This is a genomic window from Streptomyces sp. MMS24-W38, assembly GCF_059889265.1.
Map to the genome: position 1 here is coordinate 1,986,664 of NZ_JCBCPP010000001.1, position 16,760 is coordinate 2,003,423.

Consider the following 16,760-nt stretch of genomic DNA (forward strand, 5'->3'; position numbering starts at 1 on the left):
CGCATGCAGTACGAGATCCGCGTCGACGGACACATGTCGGACACGCTGACCGAGACCTTCCCCGAGCTGGACCATGTCGTGATGCGGGGCCAGACCGTGCTGTTCGGCCAGGTCGTCGACGAGGCACACCTGTACGGACTCCTGGCCCGCCTGCGCTCCCTGGGCCTCCGCGTGGTCGAGATGCGCCCGACCCCCCAGTGACGCCTACAGCGCGTCGAACGGCGGCACGATACGGACCACGATGATCAGCGGGTCACGTGGTGCCACCAGGAAGTAGAAACCAGCCGCCGGCGGCATCCATGCGCCTCGGACCGCCCGGTCGAGGGCCGTTGCCGATGTCGCTGAGGTCGATGCCCATACCGGCAAGGTCGACGAGCTGGTCGGTCAGGCGTTCCACTTCAGCCACGACGTGAACAGGGATGCCGGCTACCACGTGGTCGTGGTCGTATTCCCAGCGCCAGTCCGTGCTCACAGGGCCGGGAGACCGATGGCCGCGTGAGCTGTGTCCAGGATTCGGCCGATCTCAGAAGCGGCCTCTCGTGCCTGAGTCGCGTCGCCTGACTCGACGATGTCTTCCCAGCGTCGGAGGTCTGCTGCCAGTTCGGGCCAACGCTGGATATGGACATGAACGGCCCACTGGCCGATGAACCGCTGGAGCGGCGTCAGGTCGCAACTCTGCCGGGACTGGTCAGCCGCCTGATCCAACTCCCGGGTGAAGGCCGGCAGTGCTGCGGGCGCGATCTGGCCGACCGCCTGGCGCAACGCGGCAACCGTGGCAGGCGGCTGGGGGATGAGTGGTTGCCCGGCGGCGAAGGTAGTCATGGCTGCTCCCATGGGCACGATTCTGATCCCGGGCGTCAGCGTATCGGGCATGAGCGCTTCCTCACCGCTCGAACGAGTGAGGGAGAAGCGATCCTTCGACGCGTCCGTGACGTCTGAGGTGGGTATGGCGCCGGTCGGGCGCACTCCCCGTTCGCGCATACGACCGCACGCGCGTCAGAGGCTCTCGGCGGTGAGCCTCCCGGAGCGTACGGCGGTCGCGAGCTGCTCGAAGTCCCGTTCGTTGCGGTCGGCGTAGGCCTGGGCGAAGTCGGGCAGGGCCCGGTCGAAACGGTCGCTCGTGCCCAGGTAGGCGGCGATCGCGAGGGGGTCGCCGGAGCGGGCGTGGGCGCGGGCCAGGCTGCCTCCGCACCAGCCCCCGAAGAGGGCGAGCGTCCCGGCGTCCATGGTCTCCGGACGCGCGATGCCCTTCCAGTCCCGCAGCTGGCGCACGTAGAAGTCCCGTTCCCTGTCGTCCAGGCCCTGTACGTGGGTCCAGCCCAGGAAGATGTCACTGGTCGTCTGGATCAGGCGCTGCCCGGTCACCACGCGGCGGCCCTGGTTGTCGAAGCGTTCGCCCTCCGTGTACGGCGCGAGCACCGACTCCTGCGCCTCCTTGGCCTGGAGCAGCAGCGGGTCGTCGTCGTCCCGGCCGAGCAGGAGCAGGATCCAGCAGCGGGTGCCGACGCTGCCGACGCCGACCACCTTGCGGGCCGTGTCCACGATCCGGTACCGGCGGAGCAGATGCCGGCGCTCGGAGGACAGGGTGTCCGCGTATCCCTCGAAGACGGAGCGCAGCTCGCTCTCCTCGTCGCGTCCGGGCTCGTCGGCCAGCAGGTCGCGCAGCGGGGTGATCAGGGGCGGGTCCGGGGTGATCCGCCGGCCCTCGGGGGTGAGCCGGGTGAGCCGGTCGACGGCCTGGACGTAGGTGTGGGCGCGGGCCCGCTCGGCGGCCCGTTCGGTACGGCGCCGGACGGACCGGTCGAGGGAGGAGGCGAGGAGTTCCCGCATCCGGTCGACGTCGTCCTGGGCGTACCAGATGTCCAGGGTGCGCATGCCGGCGAAGCTCCGCATCCGTTCGCGGTACGCCCGTACGCAGGCGATGACCGCCTTGTTCTGCTCCCGCTCGGAGAAGCCGTTGGCGCGGCCCGCGATGACGAGGCTGGCGGCGAGCCGTTTGACGTCCCATTCGAAGGGGCCCGGGAAGGTCTCGTCGAAGTCGTTGATGTCGAAGACGAGGTGCCGTTCCGGCGAGGCCAGCAGCCGGAAGTTCAGCAGGTGCGCGTCGCCGCACAGCTGCACCTCCAGCCCGCTGTGCGGCAGCGTGGCGAGGTCGGCGGCCATGATCGCGGCGGCGCCCCGGTAGAAGCGGAACGGCGACTCCAGCATGCGCCCGTACCGGATCGGGACCAGTTCGGGCACCCGCGTGGCCGACTGGCGCACGAGCACGTCGACCGGGTCGAAGCGGTCGGGGCCGGGGGCGAACAGGACGTGCGCCGAGCGGGGGACGCGTTTGCGGGCCGTCCGGCCCCGCTCGGCCCGTTCGGCCGGTGAGAGGGCCGCGGCGACGGCGCTCGGTGCGGTCATGGTCCGGCCTCCTGGCTTCGGCTGGCTTCGGCGTACGTCCGTTCTCCAGCGCACCGCACTCCGGACCCGGCCGGGATCACCCGTCGGGGGTGAGGCGGCACGGTCGCCGCCGTGGGCAGCCTGGAACCGGCGCGCATCCCCGCGTCGGACGGAGGAGAGCCATGAGCCCCGCGACGTACCTCGCGTACGACTACCCCCTGCTCGGAGCCTTCTGGACCATGCTGCTGCTGTTCCTGTGGGTCATGTGGTTCGTGCTGCTGTTCCGGGTCGTCTTCGACATCTTCCGGGACGACTCGTTGAACGGCTGGGCCAAGACCGGCTGGATGGTCTTCGTCATCGTGCTGCCCTTCGTCGGCGTGTTCGTCTACGTCATCGCCCGCGGCAAGAACATGGGCCGCCGGGAGATCGCGCAGGCCCGCGCGCAGCAGGAGGCGTTCGACAGCTACGTCCGGGAGACCGCGGCGGGCCACGGCACGCAGACCGGCACCGCCGACGAACTGCACCGGCTGTCCGAGATCCGCTCGCGCGGCGACCTCACCGACGAGGAGTTCGACCGGGCCAAGGAGCTGGTGCTGAGCGGCCACGGCTCCGGGCACGCCCGCTGACCCGCCCCGGACCCGCCCCGGACCCGCCCCGACGCCCCCGGACCCCGACCGCACACGACGGAATGAGGTGGCGACATGACCGCACACGCCCCGCACGCACACGCACGCACCCACACACCGTCCACCAAACACCAGGTGGCCGGCGGACTGACCGTCTTCGGCGGCGTCATGCTGTTGCTCGCCGGAATCCTCAACATCGTCCGGGGCATCTCCGGGATCGCCCAGGACAGCGTCTTCGTCACCACCCAGAACTACGTCTTCAAGTTCGATCTCACGTCCTGGGGCTGGATCCATCTGATCCTGGGTGCGGTCGCCGTCCTCATCAGCATGGGACTCTTCCGGGCCAGGACCTGGGCGCGGGTGGCCGGTGTGGCGATCGGCGGGCTCATCATGATCGCCAACTTCATGTCGCTGCCGTACTACCCGGTCTGGTCGGTCGTGATGATCGCCCTCTCCGGCTTCATGATCTGGGCCCTGTGCCTGGTGCGTCCCGGGGACGTCTGAGGCAGCCGCTCGCCCGGAGCGTGCCGGGCAGCGCTCGGCCCCGGCCGCCGCGCGACGGACAGCGCGCGACGGCCGGGGCCGGTCCGGGTCAGCTGGGGTCGGTCTCGATGACGGCGACGCGGTCGCCGGTGCTCAGCAGCGCGGGGCGCAGGGCGCCGATCACGTCCTCGACGGTGACCGGGGTCTTCTCCCCGTTGCCGCGGGTGATCAGCACGCCGTCGAAAGTGTCGCCGTAGAGCTCCTCGAGCGCCTTCCGGTCGTAGTACTCGACCAGCTTGCCGTCCTGCGCCTTGACGCCGAGGAACTTCCAGAGCGACTTCTCCGGGCTGAAGGCGATGGTGTGCGCGGCATCGGTCTGGACCGTGACCAGGTCGGACATCGCCGGCTGGGCGAACTCCTTCATCATCCGGTCGACCTCGGCCTTGGAGACCGTGGGTTCCTGGGTGGTGGTCGGGACCTTCACCGGGGACGAGGAACCGGTCTCCACCTGGGCCCGGTACGCCGCCTCGACCGCGTCGGTCGACTTGTCGACGTCGATGCCCGCGCCGGGCTTGCCGTAGACGGCGACGGCCTTGCCGGACTCGAACGTGATCGTGCCGTCGTTGCCGGAGCCGCCGCCCGCGGCCTCCAGGGCTGCGTGCAGCTTCTCCTCGTCGACGGGGATGACGGGGTCGACGACGCGGCTGTTGCCGAGGAGCGAGCCGATCACGGAGACCGGGTTGTAGTCGCTCTTCGCCGCGTCGCCGACGGTGGCGTCGGTGTCGAGCTGCAGTCCGGCGTTGTCCGGCTGCAGTTCGACGGTCTTGTCGCCGACGGCCAGCTCGAGCGGCTTGTTCAACCGCTCGGCGAGGGCCTTGTCGAGCGTCTTCACGGCCTCGTCGCGGGTGCCGCCGCCGATGTCGACACCGAGCACGGTGGTGCCCTTGGGTACGTCGGAGTGGTTCATCAGCAGGCCGGCGCCGTAGGCGACCCCGATGAGGAGGACCACGCCGCCGCCGATCAGGGCGAGCTTGTTGCGCCCCTTCTTCTTCGGCTGCTTCGAGGACGTCGCCGGGGGCGGGGTCGGGGTGACCGGTTCGGGGAACCTGGAGGGCGTGAGCGGGCCACGGCCACCGGCGGGGGTGTCCGCGTCGAAGGCCGCGCTCGCCGGGACGACCGGGGCGTTCCTGGTGCCGGTGTACCCGGAGACGCTGTCGTGGCGGGCGCCGTAGCCCGGGGCCTCCTGGCCGGGAGCGTGGATCTGCGGGGTGAGGCTCGCGGTGTCGTCGCTCAGCCCGCCGCCCGCGCCGTGGGGGCCGCTGCCGCGCGGCGGGACCATCGGCCCCTGGCCGGTGACCGGGCCGGTCGTGGGCCCCTCGGGCCCGCCCTGGTACAGCGCCGACCTGGACTGGCCGGGCGGCCCGAACGGACCGGACGGACTGGACGCACCGGGCTGCTCGGGAAGGCCGGAGTGCCCGGCCTGGCCGCCACCGGCCAGCGCCTCGGTCACGTCGAAGGAACCGGTGCCGCCGCCGTGCCCGGGGGCCACCGGGCCGCCGGTCGCGCCGGAGAACCCGCCGACCCCGGCGCCGGGTGCGGAACCGTTCGTGCCGCCGGGACCACCGGTCCGGGCGCCGCCGCTCGTCACGCTCATGCCGCCGACCACGCCGGCCGGACGTCCACCCGGCCGCGCACCACCGGGCGCACCGGCGCCGGAAGCACCGGAGGGGCCGCCCCCGGGCGCCGCGGAACCCGAACCGCTCGGCGCACCCGCCCCGTTGCCGGAGCCGCCGCCCGTACCGCCCTTGCCCGCACCGGACTTGCGGGGCGCGAACCAGTCACTGGTCGGCTTCTCCGCCGGGGCCGACTGCTGCGGGGCCGCCTGCCGCGGAACCAGCTGCCCCGAGCCGCCGGACTGCGCGCCCGGAGCCGCCACGGCGGGCGGCTCGCCGGAACCGGAACCGGGGCCGGTACCCGTACCGGTGCCCGCGGGCCCGGGCGAACCGGGCGCCGGCGCCTGCCCCTCGGCACGGGTGTCGGACTGGGTGTCTCCGTCGTCCGTTCCCTCGCCGTCCGTGACGGGCTTGCGCACGACGACCGGCGGAATGGGCCTCGATCCGGGGATGTTGATCCGGATTCTGGTCGTCAGGGTGGTCTCGGTCTTGCGTTCGTCCGGACGCCGTTCGTCCGACCGCGCGGCCGGACGGCCCGCGGCCGTCGCCTCGTCCGGAACCGCCGGAATCCCGTAGGGCGGAGTGCCCGACGGGTACGCGGCTCCGCCGCGCCCGTCGGGCCCGGTGGACGGAGTGTCAGTTTCACGACTCAAGGCAGGTTCTCCCGGTTGGCTCCGCCGCCCGTCACGACCTCACGGTGGGGTCCCCCCCAACTCGACCGGAGCCGAGAGTGCGGGGAGGCTCAGCGGCGCGCGCACCACCATACTGGCCGCATCCGGCCCGTTTCTCAGGACCGTCGGGGAAACCCGCACGGGACCCGCACGCGCGTACCGCGGCGAAGTGGTACGTCACTTCCCAAGTCGGACGGTGCGGCCGTCCGGTTGCCGCACCGGCACGAGGGTGGCACAGATCACAGCGACGGCGATGCCGCCGAACAGGAAAAGGTAGGAGCCGGCTGCCGCGGCGAACAGGAAGTCACCTTCCGGACGGCTGGCGGTGAGCAGGAGGACGACGATCACCCAGCCACCGGCGGCCGACGCGGCCCCCGCCCGGCTGCGGAGGGCGAGGCCCGCGCCGAGACAGAGCCCGGCCTCGCCCGCGAGGGCGAGCAGCAGCCCGCCCGGGAACCAGGCGGGCTGCACCAACGCCCCGGCCACACCGACCACGGCACCTAGGACGAACAGCCCCAGGCAGGCGGCGAGCCGCCCGGCGGAGGGCAGTCGCAGCGGCTGGGCCAGCACCGAGGTGGGCCGGCCCCGGTCGCTCCGGTCGCTCCGGTCGCTCACGAGGCCTCCTCCGCACCGGCTCCGGTGCCCACTCCCGCGAACAGGTCGTTCTCCCGGCCGACGGAGCGTTCTCCGCGCACCAACTCGTAGTACTCGGTGGTGAACAGCGGCTGCGCGAGTTCGTTGGAAAGCATGAAGTACGGTTCGGCCACCGTGATCTGGGTGGCGTGCGCGCGCATCGCGGCGGCCTTGGCGGCGGCGTACGCCGTGCCGTCGACCTCTGCGGTGACGTGCACGTCGGAGACGACACCGGGTACGTCACCGATGCTGCCCGCCTTGTCGAACGGCAGCCCGGGCAGTTCTTCGTCCAGACGCGCGAAAGCCGCCTCGGCGACGGAGCGGGGCACCCGGTTCCAGTACACCTTGGGGACGTCCCACCCGCCCCGGCCGTCCTCCGCGGCCCTCGCGGCCAGCTCGACGGCGCGCATGGCGACGCGGTGCGCCTGGATGTGGTCGGGGTGCCCGTAGCCGCCGCGCTCGTCGTACGTGACGAGCACCTGGGGCCGTACCTCTCGGATCACCTCGGCGAGCAGACCGGCGGCCTGGTCGACGTCGGCCTGCCAGAAGCACCCGGGATCGTCGTTGTCGGGCAGGCCCGTCATCCCGGAGTCGCTGTAGCGCCCGGCGCCGCCGAGCAGCCGGAAGTCGTCGACACCGAGCGCGCGCATCGCCTCGGCCAGCTCACCCATCCGGTGCTGCCCGAGGGCGGCACCGCTCAGGTGGGCCAGCTCGGGTGGAATGACCTCGCCACGCTCACCGAGCGTGCAGGTGACCAGCGTCACGTGCGCGCCCTCGGCGGCGTACCGGGCCATGGTGGCGCCGTTGTTGATCGACTCGTCGTCCGGATGAGCGTGCACGAGCATCATCCGCCGAGAGGGCAGTTCCGTCATGGGCCCAGCCTACGAGGAGCCCGGCCTCCCCACGGGCACGGCGCCGTCCCACCTCCTCCAGGTCCCGCCCCTCCCCCACCGGACACCCATCACGGCCCGCCCCCTGCCGGGCGGGAGTACCGTGAAGACATCGGGAGAATCGTCGCCGTCGGCTCGAGTGCCGCAGCCGTTCCCGATCGAGGAGAGGGCCGGAGGTGATCGCCTGTGATCATGAGGCGTATGCCCGGCGAGAGGGCCCGTGCCCAGCGCTGACGAGTCCTCCCGGAGTCCGGTCGGAGCGATCGGAAGGATCACCGTGGGGATTCCTCCGGACGGACCGGGCGAGGTCCTGGTGGCTGTGCGCGGGGGCTCGGAGACCTACGCGGCGTGGTCGCGTACCAACACCCCCCTCGCAAGGAACGTACGGGTCGTCGTCGTCGACTCCCTCTCGGCGCGTTCGGTGATCGTCGAACCGCTGCCGGCCTGAACGGTCCTGAGCGGTCCTGAACAGCTCTGAACGGCCCTGCAAAGGTCTTGAAAACATGTCGCGTCCCGCTGCTCGACGGGAGTTCTCTCATGCTGTTCTGGCAGGTCCCCGCGCCCAATGAGGCCATGCTCATCTCCGGCACGAAACGACAGGCGCAGGAGACGCAGTTCCGTATCGTCACAGGTCACGGCAGTTTCGTCCTGCCGGTGAAGCAGAAGGCCCGCATGCTGTCCCTGGCGCTGCGGGAAGCGGAGATCGCGGAGGACTGCGTCACCCAGCAGGGCATCCAGCTGCACGTGCGCGCGGTCTGCGTGTTCAAGGTCGGCGACGACGCGGTCTCGATCGCCAACGCGGCCCGCCGCTTCCTCTCCGAACAGCAACAGATGGAGGAGCTCGTCGGCCGGATCTTCGCCGGACACCTCAGGTCCATCGTCGGCGGACTGACCGTCGAGCAGATCATCCGGGAGCGCGACCGGGTCGCCCAGGAGGTGATGGCGGGCAGTCACAGCGAGATGGAGAAACTCGGCATCGTCGTCGACGCGCTCCAGATCCAGGAGATCGAGGACGCCACCGGCTACATCAACAACCTCGCCGCCCCGCACGCCGCCGCGGTCGCCAGCCAGGCGCGGATCGCCCAGGCCAAGGCCGACCAGGAGGCGACCGAACGCGAACAGCAGGCGGCAGCCCTCAAGGCGGAGTACGAACGGGACACCGCGATCAAGCGGGCCGGGTTCCTCGCCGAGACCGAGCAGTCCAAGGCCCGAGCCGCCCAGGCCGGCCCGCTCGCCGAGGCCACGGCGTCTCACGAGGTCATCGAGGAACAGACCGCGCTCGCCAAGCGCCGGGCCGAACTGGCGGCCCAGCGCCTCGAAGGAGAGGTCAGGCGCCCGGCGGACGCCGAGGCGTACCGGCAGCGCACCCTGGCCGAAGCCGCCCGGGACAAGGCCAAGTTCGAGGCGGACGGCAACGCCTACGCCGAGCGGACACTCGCGCAGGCCCAGGCCGACGCGAACACCGCCCGCGCCCACTCGCTGCGCGACGGCAACCAGGAACTGATCGCCGCCAACCGTGTGGTGGAGAACCTGCCGGCCCTCGCCGACGCGGCCGCCCGCGGCATGTCGGGCGCCCACCTCACCGTCCTCAACGGCACCGAGGGCGTCAACCAGATGGCCGCGGGCCTGGTGAGCCAGGGCCTGGCCATTCTCGACACCCTCCAGAACACGAAGGACCCCAACGTCAACGGAAAGAGCAACCTACGGATCCCCGGCCCGACCCCGTAACGGCAGCCCTGCACCCGGACCCGCTCACGGCCTGCGGCCGGGAAGCTTCGCTCACGCACGACCCGTGCCCGCCCTGCCGGGTGGTGCAGGGGTCTTTGCGGTCCCGACACTGCGGGGCCGGAGACGGGTGCCTTGCCGAAAACCGTGAGCAGTCGGCGAACATGTGTCACTTAAGCACTCAAACGATCGACATCAGGACAGTGATGGCCAAAGTGCTCACGGTTTTGGGACGGTGTGTCACCCCGGGACGTGGATGCGCGCCCCGGTATCGCACACGTCGAAGCCGCCGGACAGGTTGATGACGCGGCCGTCCGGTGTCTCTTCGTGCCGTAGGCGGTTATCAGGCGGCCCCGTGCCGTCCGGCGGCGAGGAGGACTTCCTGCAGGGCACCTGGCTGTTCCAACAGCAGCGTCCCGGCCTCCTGTCCCTGATGGTGGATGCGCAGCCGGGGGCCGTCGGGGATCACGCGTAGCTCTGACCACGGGTGCCGCCAGAGCAAGACGGAACGCTCCCACATCTGCAGTCCGTGCGTAGTCACGCGGAGCTGATACTGGGGGCCTTGGTACGCCGCGGGCGGTGTGTGTTCGGTGAACGGGGGCCGGACGGTGTAGGTGGCGACCACCTTCTCTCCGGGCTCCAGAACCTCCTTGCGGATACCTTGGCGTCGGCCGATCTGCGCTCCGGTCCATCCGGCAAGCACCGCAGTCAGCAAGACGGCGGCCGCAACGGACCACCAAGGCAGACTGGCCTTCAAGCCGAAGCCGACGACTGGCACCACCGCGAGGAGTGCCGCCACCGCAGCGCCGGACAGCCCCGCGAGCTGGAGGCGCCCGTCCCGAGTGCTCTCGTTCACATGCTTCCCCTCGCCCACGCCCCGTACCCCCTCTTGGAGATCCGCGACGACATCCACGGAGTCTCCCTCATCCTGGGCTGCGCACTCATCTGTCGGCGGCGACTTGTCTCCCTACGCTGACAGCATCGGGACCCAGTGGTTCATCACCTTGTGCAGACGCTGCCGGTGGTCGGCAAGCCAGTCGTCCGGCGGGACGAGGGGCACCCGCACGGTGACCATGGACCCCGACTCGTCCTCGACGACTACTTCCGGACAGTCGCGCTCGCCGGTGAGGTGGATGAAGAGGGACGGCCCCCTGCTCCTCTCCATCCATGCGACATCCTCGCCGGCGTCAAGCCTGTCCAGCGCGTCGGACCAGGCTTCAAGCTTCGAGGTGGAAAGCACCAAGTCAATACGGCCGGACACGAAAGGCGTCCCGACCACGACCTCGGCGTCGAGCCCGGCGCTCCACCGGGGGTCATACCCCAGGACGTTGACGGTGACGCTGTTCCCCTCGTCATCGGCAAGACGGATGAGCTCCCTCAAAGCGCTGTCGCTCATTGATGCCCCTTCATCCGCGAGTACCAGAGATCATCGCCCTGCCAGGAGTGCCCGGCCAAACCCATTTCGCCAGGGGTTCTCAGGACCTGCCCGGCGGATCGTGCCTGGGACCCGGTGATCCGGCACCTCCCTCTGCGGCCTCGTCGGCAGGTGGGGGAGGAGAGTGAGCGGCATGGCCATGGTGAAGGGCGTCGGGGCCCGCGGCACGCAGCACTGCGAGACGACGGCGCTGGGCGTGCTGCTGCGGCATGAGGGGATCGACCTGTCCGAACCCATGCTGTTCGGGCTCGGCTCCGGGCTGTCCTTCGTCTACTGGGACAGCAAGGCCATGGGGTTTCCCTTCCTGGGAGGCCGGGTCAAGCCGTTCGAGCTCACCAGGAACCTGGCCGCCGCCCTCGGGCTCGGGCTGCTGGTCGAGGAGACCACCTCCCCGCGCAAGGCATGGCGGAACGTGGCGGCACCCCTCGACGCCGGTCGGCCTGCAACTCGACAGCTACCACCTGGACTACTTCGGTACCGAGGTGCACTTCGGCGGGCACGTCGTGGCCATGTACGGCTACGACGAACAGGACGCCTACCTGGTGGACACCGACCAGCAGGGCGGAGCCGTCTCCACCGGCCTCGCCGGCCTGGCCGGAGCCAGGGCCGCGCGCGGCCCCATGACCGCCAGGCACCGCTCCTTCACCCTCACGGCGCCCGGCGGCCCGACGTCACCGCGGAACCGGATCGTCCCCGCGATCAAGACCTGCGCCGACGCCTTCCTGAACCCGCCCATCGCGAACCTGGGCCACCGGGGTATCGAGAAGACCGCCGGGCGAGTGCCGAAGTGGTGGGAACGCAGCGACGATCCGCGGGACGACCTGTCACGGACCGCCGTCCTCATGGAGAGGGCCGGCACCGGCGGCGCCCTGTTCCGCAATCCCTACCGGGACTTCCTCGCCGAGTGCGCCCAACTGATCGACAGCAGCCACCTGCGCACCGGCCACACCCTGTATGCCGAGGCCGCCACCCTCTGGACGCAGGTGGCCGCACTCGTCGAGGCAGCAGGCGAATCCGGCGACGCGAAGAACCTCGTACAGGCCGGTTCCGTCCTCCACGACCTCTCGCGCATCGAACGCGAGGCGATGCAGGCCCTCAGCCTGCTCCAGGTCCTGTCCGGCGGGTCGTGCGCGGAGCCGGAGTCGGAGGCCGCACCCTGTGGTCAGGCCTGTGACCGCGGGTGTTCCCCGATCAATCGGGTGAGACGGGCGGCGCCGAACCACAGCAGCACCGCGGTGGCGAGCAGCACGAAGGCGGCGCAGTTCGCGATGGTCGGGTTCACCCAGGCCGGGACCAGGTCGTAGTGCGCGTTGCACTTGTTGCTCAGCGGGAACAGCTCGTTGAACCCCTCGGGGTGGGCCGCCAGGTAGGCGCTGTCGTACCTCTGGTGATGCATGTACGCGCATGCTTCGCCGACGTCGAGCCCGGCCACTGAGCACTCCCCGGAGCCATGCCGCGAAGCCGACGAACAGCGACAGGGACCACAGGCGCACCCACCACAGCGGACGCCGCCACGATCCGTCCCGCAGGCCCGTGGGGATGCGGTAGAAGTTCACCAGGCTCCACAGCAGCCAGAGGACCAGCAGCCCCATGACGGCGAGCAGCCCGGCTTCCTGCACCTGTCAGTCCCCGCGTGTCGCGTCGGCACCCCCGCGGGGCGTGGAGTCGGGCCGGACGAGGCCGGCCGGGTCAGAAGCTGATGCTGCCGATCATCCCCGCGATGTTGGTCGTCAACTCACTGATCGTGGGCGCGATCGTCGACGACGCCATGTAGAAGCCGAGGAGCATGCAGACGACCGCATGCCCGGCCTTGAGGCCCGACTTCTTGATCAGCAGGAAGACGATGATCGCCAGCAGCACCACCGCCGAAATCGAGAGTGCCACGGCGGTTCACCTCCAAGGACCCCAGGACTCGGGGGGGTAGGGATATGGGGGCAGGGACTTCCACACAGCAGCCAGCAGGTTCATACCCACTATGCGCTAACGATCATAACTATCCGTACGTGCGCATCGGTCGGCGCACGGCCGCACAAGGGGGCGCATGGCCAATATGGTCATGGCATGACGACCGATGCTGACTCCTTCCCCCGACGGCACGCCCGCACCCAGCGCTTCACGCTCGGCGCGCCGCGTGCGTTCACCGTGGCACCCGACGGTTCCCGGGTGGTGTTCCTGCGCTCGGGTTCCGGTACGGACCGGGCGAACTCGCTGTGGGTGCTCGACCCGGAGGGCGGTGGGGAGCGCGTGGCGGCCGACCCGCGGGCCCTCCTGGGCGGCGCCTCGGAGCGCCTGTCGGCCGAGGAGCGGGCCCGGCGCGAGCGCAGCCGTGAGGGGGGCGCCGGCATCGTCGGCTACGCCACCGACGCAGCCGTGGAGTTGGCCTCTTTCGCCTTGTCAGGGCGGCTTTTCACGGCCGAGCTGCAGGCCGGGACGGCACGCGAACTGCCCACTCCCACACCGGTGATCGACCCCCGTCCGTCGCCCGACGGACGCCACGTCGCCTATGTCGCGCAGGGTGCGCTGCGGGTCGTCGGGGCGGAGGGGGAGGACGACCGGGCGCTGGCGACGCCCGAGGCGGACCACGTCACCTACGGTCTGGCGGAGTTCATCGCGGCCGAGGAGATGCACCGTCTGCGGGGCTTCTGGTGGGCGCCCGAGTCGGACCGGCTGCTGGTGGCGCGCGCGGACGACACGCCGGTGGAGCGGTGGTGGATCTCCGATCCGGCGCATCCGGAGCGGGAGCCGCAGCGGGTGGCGTACCCGGCGGCGGGCACCGCGAACGCGGAGGTGCGGCTGTTCGTGATCGGGTTGGACGGGGCGCGTTCGGAGGTCGTGTGGGACCGGGCGCGGTATCCGTATCTGGCGCATGTGCACTGGTCAGCGGCGGGGGCGCCGCTGCTGCTCGTACAGGCGCGCGACCAGCGCGGTCAGCTGATCCTGGCGGTGGACCCGGATTCCGGGGCGACCCGGATGGTGCACGCCGACGAAGATCCAAGTTGGCTTGAACTTTTCCCCGGGGTGCCGTGCTGGAGCCCGTCCGGGCAACTGGTGCGGATCGCGGACGAGGGGGGTGCACGACGACTCGCCGTGGGCGAACGACCGCTCACCGGAGGGCAGTTGCACATCCGGGCCGTGCTGGACGTCTCCGACGACGATGTGCTGGTCTCGGCGTCGGCGGGCGAGGAGGCGGCCGATCCGGAGATCGGCGAGGTGCACGTCTACCGGGTGAACGAGCTCGGCGTGGAGCGCGTCTCGCAGGAGCCCGGCGTGCACTCCGCCGTACGTGCCGGGGGCGTCACCGTGCTCGTCTCCGCGACACCGGACCGGCCAGGTTCCCGGGCGGTGGTCCTGCGTGACGGGAAACCGACGACGACTGTCCCCTCGTACGCCGAAGACCCCGGTATGTCCCCTCGGGTGACCCTCACCCAGGGGGGCGCACGCAAAATCCCGTGCGCCGTGCTTATGCCCCGGGACTACTCCGGTGACGCTCCGCTCCCCGTCCTCATGGACCCCTACGGCGGCCCGCACGGCCAGCGCGTGGTGGCCGCGCACAACCCCCATCTGACCTCGCAGTGGTTCGCCGACCAGGGCTTCGCGGTGGTCGTCGCCGACGGCCGCGGCACCCCCGGCCGCTCCCCGGCCTGGGAGAAGGCGGTCCACCACGACTTCACGCTCACCCTGGACGACCAGATCGAGGCGCTCCAGGACCTCGCCTCGTCCCATCCCCTCGACCTCTCCCGGGTCGCCGTCCGCGGCTGGTCCTACGGCGGTTACCTCGCGGCGCTGGCCGTGCTCCGCCGCCCGGACGTCTTCCACGCGGGCATCGCGGGCGCCCCGGTGACGGACTGGACGCTGTACGACACGCACTACACGGAGCGGTACCTGGGCGACCCGGCCGCACGCCCGGAGACGTACACGAACAGCTCGCTGGTCACCGCCGAGGGCCTCTCCTCCCCCGCCGAGCAGCACCGCCCGCTGATGATCGTGCACGGCCTGGCCGACGACAACGTGGTCGTCGCCCACTCCCTGCGCCTGTCCTCCGCCCTCCTCGCCACCGGCCGCCCCCACGAGGTCCTCCCCCTGTCGGGCGTCACCCACATCACCCCCCAGGAACAGGTCGCGGAGAACCTGCTCCTGCTCCAGGTGGACTTCCTCAAACGCTCGCTGGGCCTCGAGGGCTGAGCACAGCGGGGCAGCGGGCCGGGGTGCACCACGTCACCCCGGCCCGTTGCGGGGCTCCTCCGGCGGTACCACCTGTTTCTCCTCGGCGAAGTGGCAGGCCGAGGGGTGGGCCGCCGGGCCGCCGGCCTCGCGGAAGGCCTCGGGGACCGCGAGCAGCGGGACCTCCACCGCGCAGCGCTCCCGCGCCTTCCAGCAGCGGGTGCGGAAGCGGCAGCCGGAGGGGATGTTCGTGGGGGACGGGACGTCGCCGGCGAGGATGATCCGCTCGCGGTGCTCGCGGGCCTCCGGGTCGGGGACGGGGACGGCCGAGAGCAGCGCCTGGGTGTAGGGGTGGGTCGGGTGGTCGTAGATCTGGGTGTCGGTGCCGGTCTCGACGATCCGGCCGAGGTACATCACGCCGACCCGGTCGGAGATGTGCCGGACGATCGACAGGTCGTGCGCGATGAAGACGAACGCCAGGTCGAACTCGGCTTGGAGCCGGTCCATCAGGTTGACAACCTGGGCCTGGACGGAGACGTCCAGCGCGGAGACCGGCTCGTCGGCGACGATCACCTCGGGGCGCAGCGCCAACCCGCGGGCGATGCCGATGCGCTGGCGCTGGCCGCCGGAGAACTGGTGCGGATAGCGGTTGACGTACTCGGGGTTGAGGCCGACCACGTCCAGCAGGTGCTGGACCCGTCGGCGCCGGTCGCCCTTGGGGGCCACCTCGGGGTGGATCTCGTACGGCTCCCCGATGATGTCGCCCACCGTCATCCGGGGGTTGAGGGAGGTGTACGGGTCCTGGAACACCATCTGGATGTTGCGGCGGACGGCCTTGAGGGCCTTCCCGGACAGCCGGGTGATGTCCTCGCCCTTGTAGCGGATCGCGCCGGCCGTCGGCCGCTCCAGGTGGACCAGCATCCTCGCGACGGTGGACTTGCCGCAGCCGGACTCGCCCACGATGCCCAGGGTCTCGCCCCGGCCGAGGGCGAAGTCGACGCCGTCGACCGCCTTCACGGCGCCGATCTGCTTGCGGATCACGATGCCCCGGGTCAGCGGGTAGTGCTTGACCAGGCCGGACACCTCCAGGATCGGCTCAGTCATTCAGGCACTCCCGCCAGAAGTGGCAGGCGCTCCCCCGCGTTTCCGAGACCTCGTACAGCGGGGGCTCGTCGGTCCGGCAGACGTCGCGGGCCATCGGGCAGCGGGGGTGGAAGGCGCAACCGGGCGGGATGTTCATGAGGTTGGGCGGCAGGCCCTTGATGGCGTAGAGCTGCCGGCCCTTCTGGTCGAGGCGGGGGATGGAGTCCAGCAGGCCCCGGGTGTACGGGTGGGCGGGGGCCTTGTAGATGTCGTGCACGGGCGCCGACTCGACGATCCGGCCCGCGTACATCACGGCGATCCGGTCGGCGACGTCGGCGACCACGCCGAGGTCGTGGGTGATGAGGACGAGCCCCATGCGGTACTCGCGCCGGAGTTCCGCGAGGAGTTCCATGACCTGGGCCTGGACGGTGACGTCGAGGGCGGTGGTCGGTTCGTCGGCGATGATCAGGGCCGGTTCCAGGGCCAGCGCCATGGCGATCATGATGCGCTGGCGCATGCCGCCGGAGAACTGGTGCGGGTACTGCCCGACCCGCTCCCGGGCGGCGGGGATGCGCACCCGGTCCATCAGCTCGACGGCCCTGGCCCGCGCGTCCTTCTTCGACATGCCCCGGTGCACGACGAACATCTCGCCGAGCTGGTCGCCGACGGAGAGCACGGGGTTGAGGGAGGACAGCGCGTCCTGGAAGATCATCGCCATCTCGGCGCCCCGGACCCTGCGGCGCTCGTTCTCCTTCAGCTGCAGCAGGTCGCGGCCCCGGAAGACGACCTGGCCGCCGGTGATCCGGCCGGGCGGCACGTCGAGGATGCCCATGACCGCCTGCGCGGTCACCGACTTGCCGGAGCCGGACTCGCCGAGCACCGCCAGCGTCTCCCCCGCGTCGACGCCGTAGCCGACGCCGTTGACGGCCTTCGCGACACCGTCCCGGGTGTGGAACTCCACGTGCAGGTCACGCACTTCGAGCAGCATGACGGCG

17 protein-coding genes and 1 pseudogene are annotated in these 16,760 nt (G+C 71.0%); 7 read left to right on the plus strand and 11 right to left on the minus strand.

Going from position 1 to position 16,760, the window contains the following annotated elements; translation table 11 throughout:
• Positions 1-3 precede the first annotated feature (3 nt).
• The gene (locus tag AC6F7H_RS07715) at positions 4-201 is read left to right on the plus strand and encodes a DUF8691 family protein (protein WP_500756077.1); all 198 of its coding nucleotides are present in this window, start codon (positions 4-6) and stop codon (positions 199-201) included.
• Positions 202-253: 52 nt separating this feature from the next.
• On the opposite strand, the gene AC6F7H_RS07720 is transcribed toward AC6F7H_RS07715, so the two are convergent.
• From AC6F7H_RS07720 to AC6F7H_RS07730, 3 genes are all read right to left on the minus strand, one after another.
• Complete coding sequence (locus tag AC6F7H_RS07720) at positions 254-472, minus strand: hypothetical protein (protein WP_500756078.1); 219 nt, start codon at positions 470-472, stop codon at positions 254-256.
• Entirely contained in the window at positions 469-822 is a 354-nt protein-coding gene (locus tag AC6F7H_RS07725) for a DUF6247 family protein (RefSeq protein ID WP_500761705.1), read from the minus strand. Before AC6F7H_RS07725 ends, AC6F7H_RS07720 begins: the two co-directional genes overlap by 4 nt.
• Positions 823-996: 174 nt before the next feature.
• Positions 997-2,406 carry a DUF2252 domain-containing protein gene (locus tag AC6F7H_RS07730; RefSeq protein ID WP_500756079.1) on the minus strand — a complete coding sequence of 470 codons (1,410 nt, stop codon included), beginning with the start codon at positions 2,404-2,406 and terminating at the stop codon, positions 997-999.
• Between the two features lie 161 nt (positions 2,407-2,567).
• On the opposite strand from AC6F7H_RS07730, the gene AC6F7H_RS07735 reads away from it, so the two are divergent.
• Both AC6F7H_RS07735 and AC6F7H_RS07740 read left to right on the plus strand, forming a co-directional pair.
• A complete protein-coding gene (locus AC6F7H_RS07735; RefSeq protein WP_500756081.1) occupies positions 2,568-3,011 on the plus strand; it encodes an SHOCT domain-containing protein in 444 nt (147 codons plus the stop codon).
• Between the two features lie 75 nt (positions 3,012-3,086).
• Positions 3,087-3,515 (plus strand): DUF7144 family membrane protein, encoded by a 429-nt coding sequence (locus tag AC6F7H_RS07740; protein WP_500756082.1) that lies wholly within the window; start codon positions 3,087-3,089, stop codon positions 3,513-3,515.
• A gap of 88 nt (positions 3,516-3,603) precedes the next feature.
• On the opposite strand, the gene AC6F7H_RS07745 is transcribed toward AC6F7H_RS07740, so the two are convergent.
• From AC6F7H_RS07745 to mshB, 3 genes are all read right to left on the minus strand, one after another.
• A complete protein-coding gene (locus AC6F7H_RS07745; protein WP_500756083.1) occupies positions 3,604-5,820 on the minus strand; it encodes a hypothetical protein in 2,217 nt (738 codons plus the stop codon).
• Between the two features lie 195 nt (positions 5,821-6,015).
• The gene (locus AC6F7H_RS07750) at positions 6,016-6,453 is read right to left on the minus strand and encodes a DUF6113 family protein (RefSeq protein WP_500756084.1); all 438 of its coding nucleotides are present in this window, start codon (positions 6,451-6,453) and stop codon (positions 6,016-6,018) included.
• Positions 6,450-7,343, minus strand: coding sequence for an N-acetyl-1-D-myo-inositol-2-amino-2-deoxy-alpha-D-glucopyranoside deacetylase (gene mshB / locus AC6F7H_RS07755; RefSeq protein ID WP_500756085.1), 894 nt, complete (start codon positions 7,341-7,343; stop codon positions 6,450-6,452). The genes AC6F7H_RS07750 and mshB overlap by 4 nt, the downstream gene beginning before the upstream one ends.
• Before the next feature lie 238 nt (positions 7,344-7,581).
• Here mshB and AC6F7H_RS07760 point away from each other — a divergent pair, with 238 nt between their 5' ends.
• On the plus strand, positions 7,582-7,809 hold the full coding sequence (locus AC6F7H_RS07760) for an NfeD C-terminal domain-containing protein (RefSeq protein ID WP_500756087.1): 228 nt from the start codon (positions 7,582-7,584) through the stop codon (positions 7,807-7,809).
• A gap of 89 nt (positions 7,810-7,898) precedes the next feature.
• Complete coding sequence (locus tag AC6F7H_RS07765) at positions 7,899-9,089, plus strand: SPFH domain-containing protein (protein ID WP_500756088.1); 1,191 nt, start codon at positions 7,899-7,901, stop codon at positions 9,087-9,089.
• Between the two features lie 340 nt (positions 9,090-9,429).
• Here the strand turns inward: AC6F7H_RS07765 and AC6F7H_RS07770 are convergent, their stop codons facing one another.
• Positions 9,430-9,942 (minus strand): hypothetical protein, encoded by a 513-nt coding sequence (locus AC6F7H_RS07770; protein ID WP_500756089.1) that lies wholly within the window; start codon positions 9,940-9,942, stop codon positions 9,430-9,432.
• 111 nt (positions 9,943-10,053) lie between these two features.
• Positions 10,054-10,482, minus strand: coding sequence for a DUF5959 family protein (locus tag AC6F7H_RS07775; protein ID WP_500756090.1), 429 nt, complete (start codon positions 10,480-10,482; stop codon positions 10,054-10,056).
• Positions 10,483-10,654: 172 nt separating this feature from the next.
• Between AC6F7H_RS07775 and AC6F7H_RS07780 the strand changes: the two are divergent.
• A pseudogene (locus AC6F7H_RS07780) lies at positions 10,655-11,627 on the plus strand (BtrH N-terminal domain-containing protein); the annotation flags it as partial.
• Positions 11,628-12,210: 583 nt separating this feature from the next.
• Here AC6F7H_RS07780 and AC6F7H_RS07785 read toward each other — a convergent pair.
• On the minus strand, positions 12,211-12,405 hold the full coding sequence (locus AC6F7H_RS07785) for a hypothetical protein (RefSeq protein WP_500756092.1): 195 nt from the start codon (positions 12,403-12,405) through the stop codon (positions 12,211-12,213).
• 177 nt (positions 12,406-12,582) lie between these two features.
• On the opposite strand from AC6F7H_RS07785, the gene AC6F7H_RS07790 reads away from it, so the two are divergent.
• A complete protein-coding gene (locus AC6F7H_RS07790; RefSeq protein WP_500756094.1) occupies positions 12,583-14,703 on the plus strand; it encodes a S9 family peptidase in 2,121 nt (706 codons plus the stop codon).
• A gap of 33 nt (positions 14,704-14,736) precedes the next feature.
• On the opposite strand, the gene AC6F7H_RS07795 is transcribed toward AC6F7H_RS07790, so the two are convergent.
• Together AC6F7H_RS07795 and AC6F7H_RS07800 are read right to left on the minus strand one after the other, a co-directional pair.
• Positions 14,737-15,786, minus strand: a complete 1,050-nt coding sequence (locus tag AC6F7H_RS07795) for an ABC transporter ATP-binding protein (protein WP_500756095.1) — start codon at positions 15,784-15,786, stop codon at positions 14,737-14,739.
• Positions 15,779-16,753: an ABC transporter ATP-binding protein gene (locus AC6F7H_RS07800; RefSeq protein ID WP_500756096.1), complete on the minus strand. Its 975-nt coding sequence runs from the start codon at positions 16,751-16,753 to the stop codon at positions 15,779-15,781. The genes AC6F7H_RS07795 and AC6F7H_RS07800 overlap by 8 nt, the downstream gene beginning before the upstream one ends.
• Between the last annotated feature and the right edge of the window lie 7 nt (positions 16,754-16,760).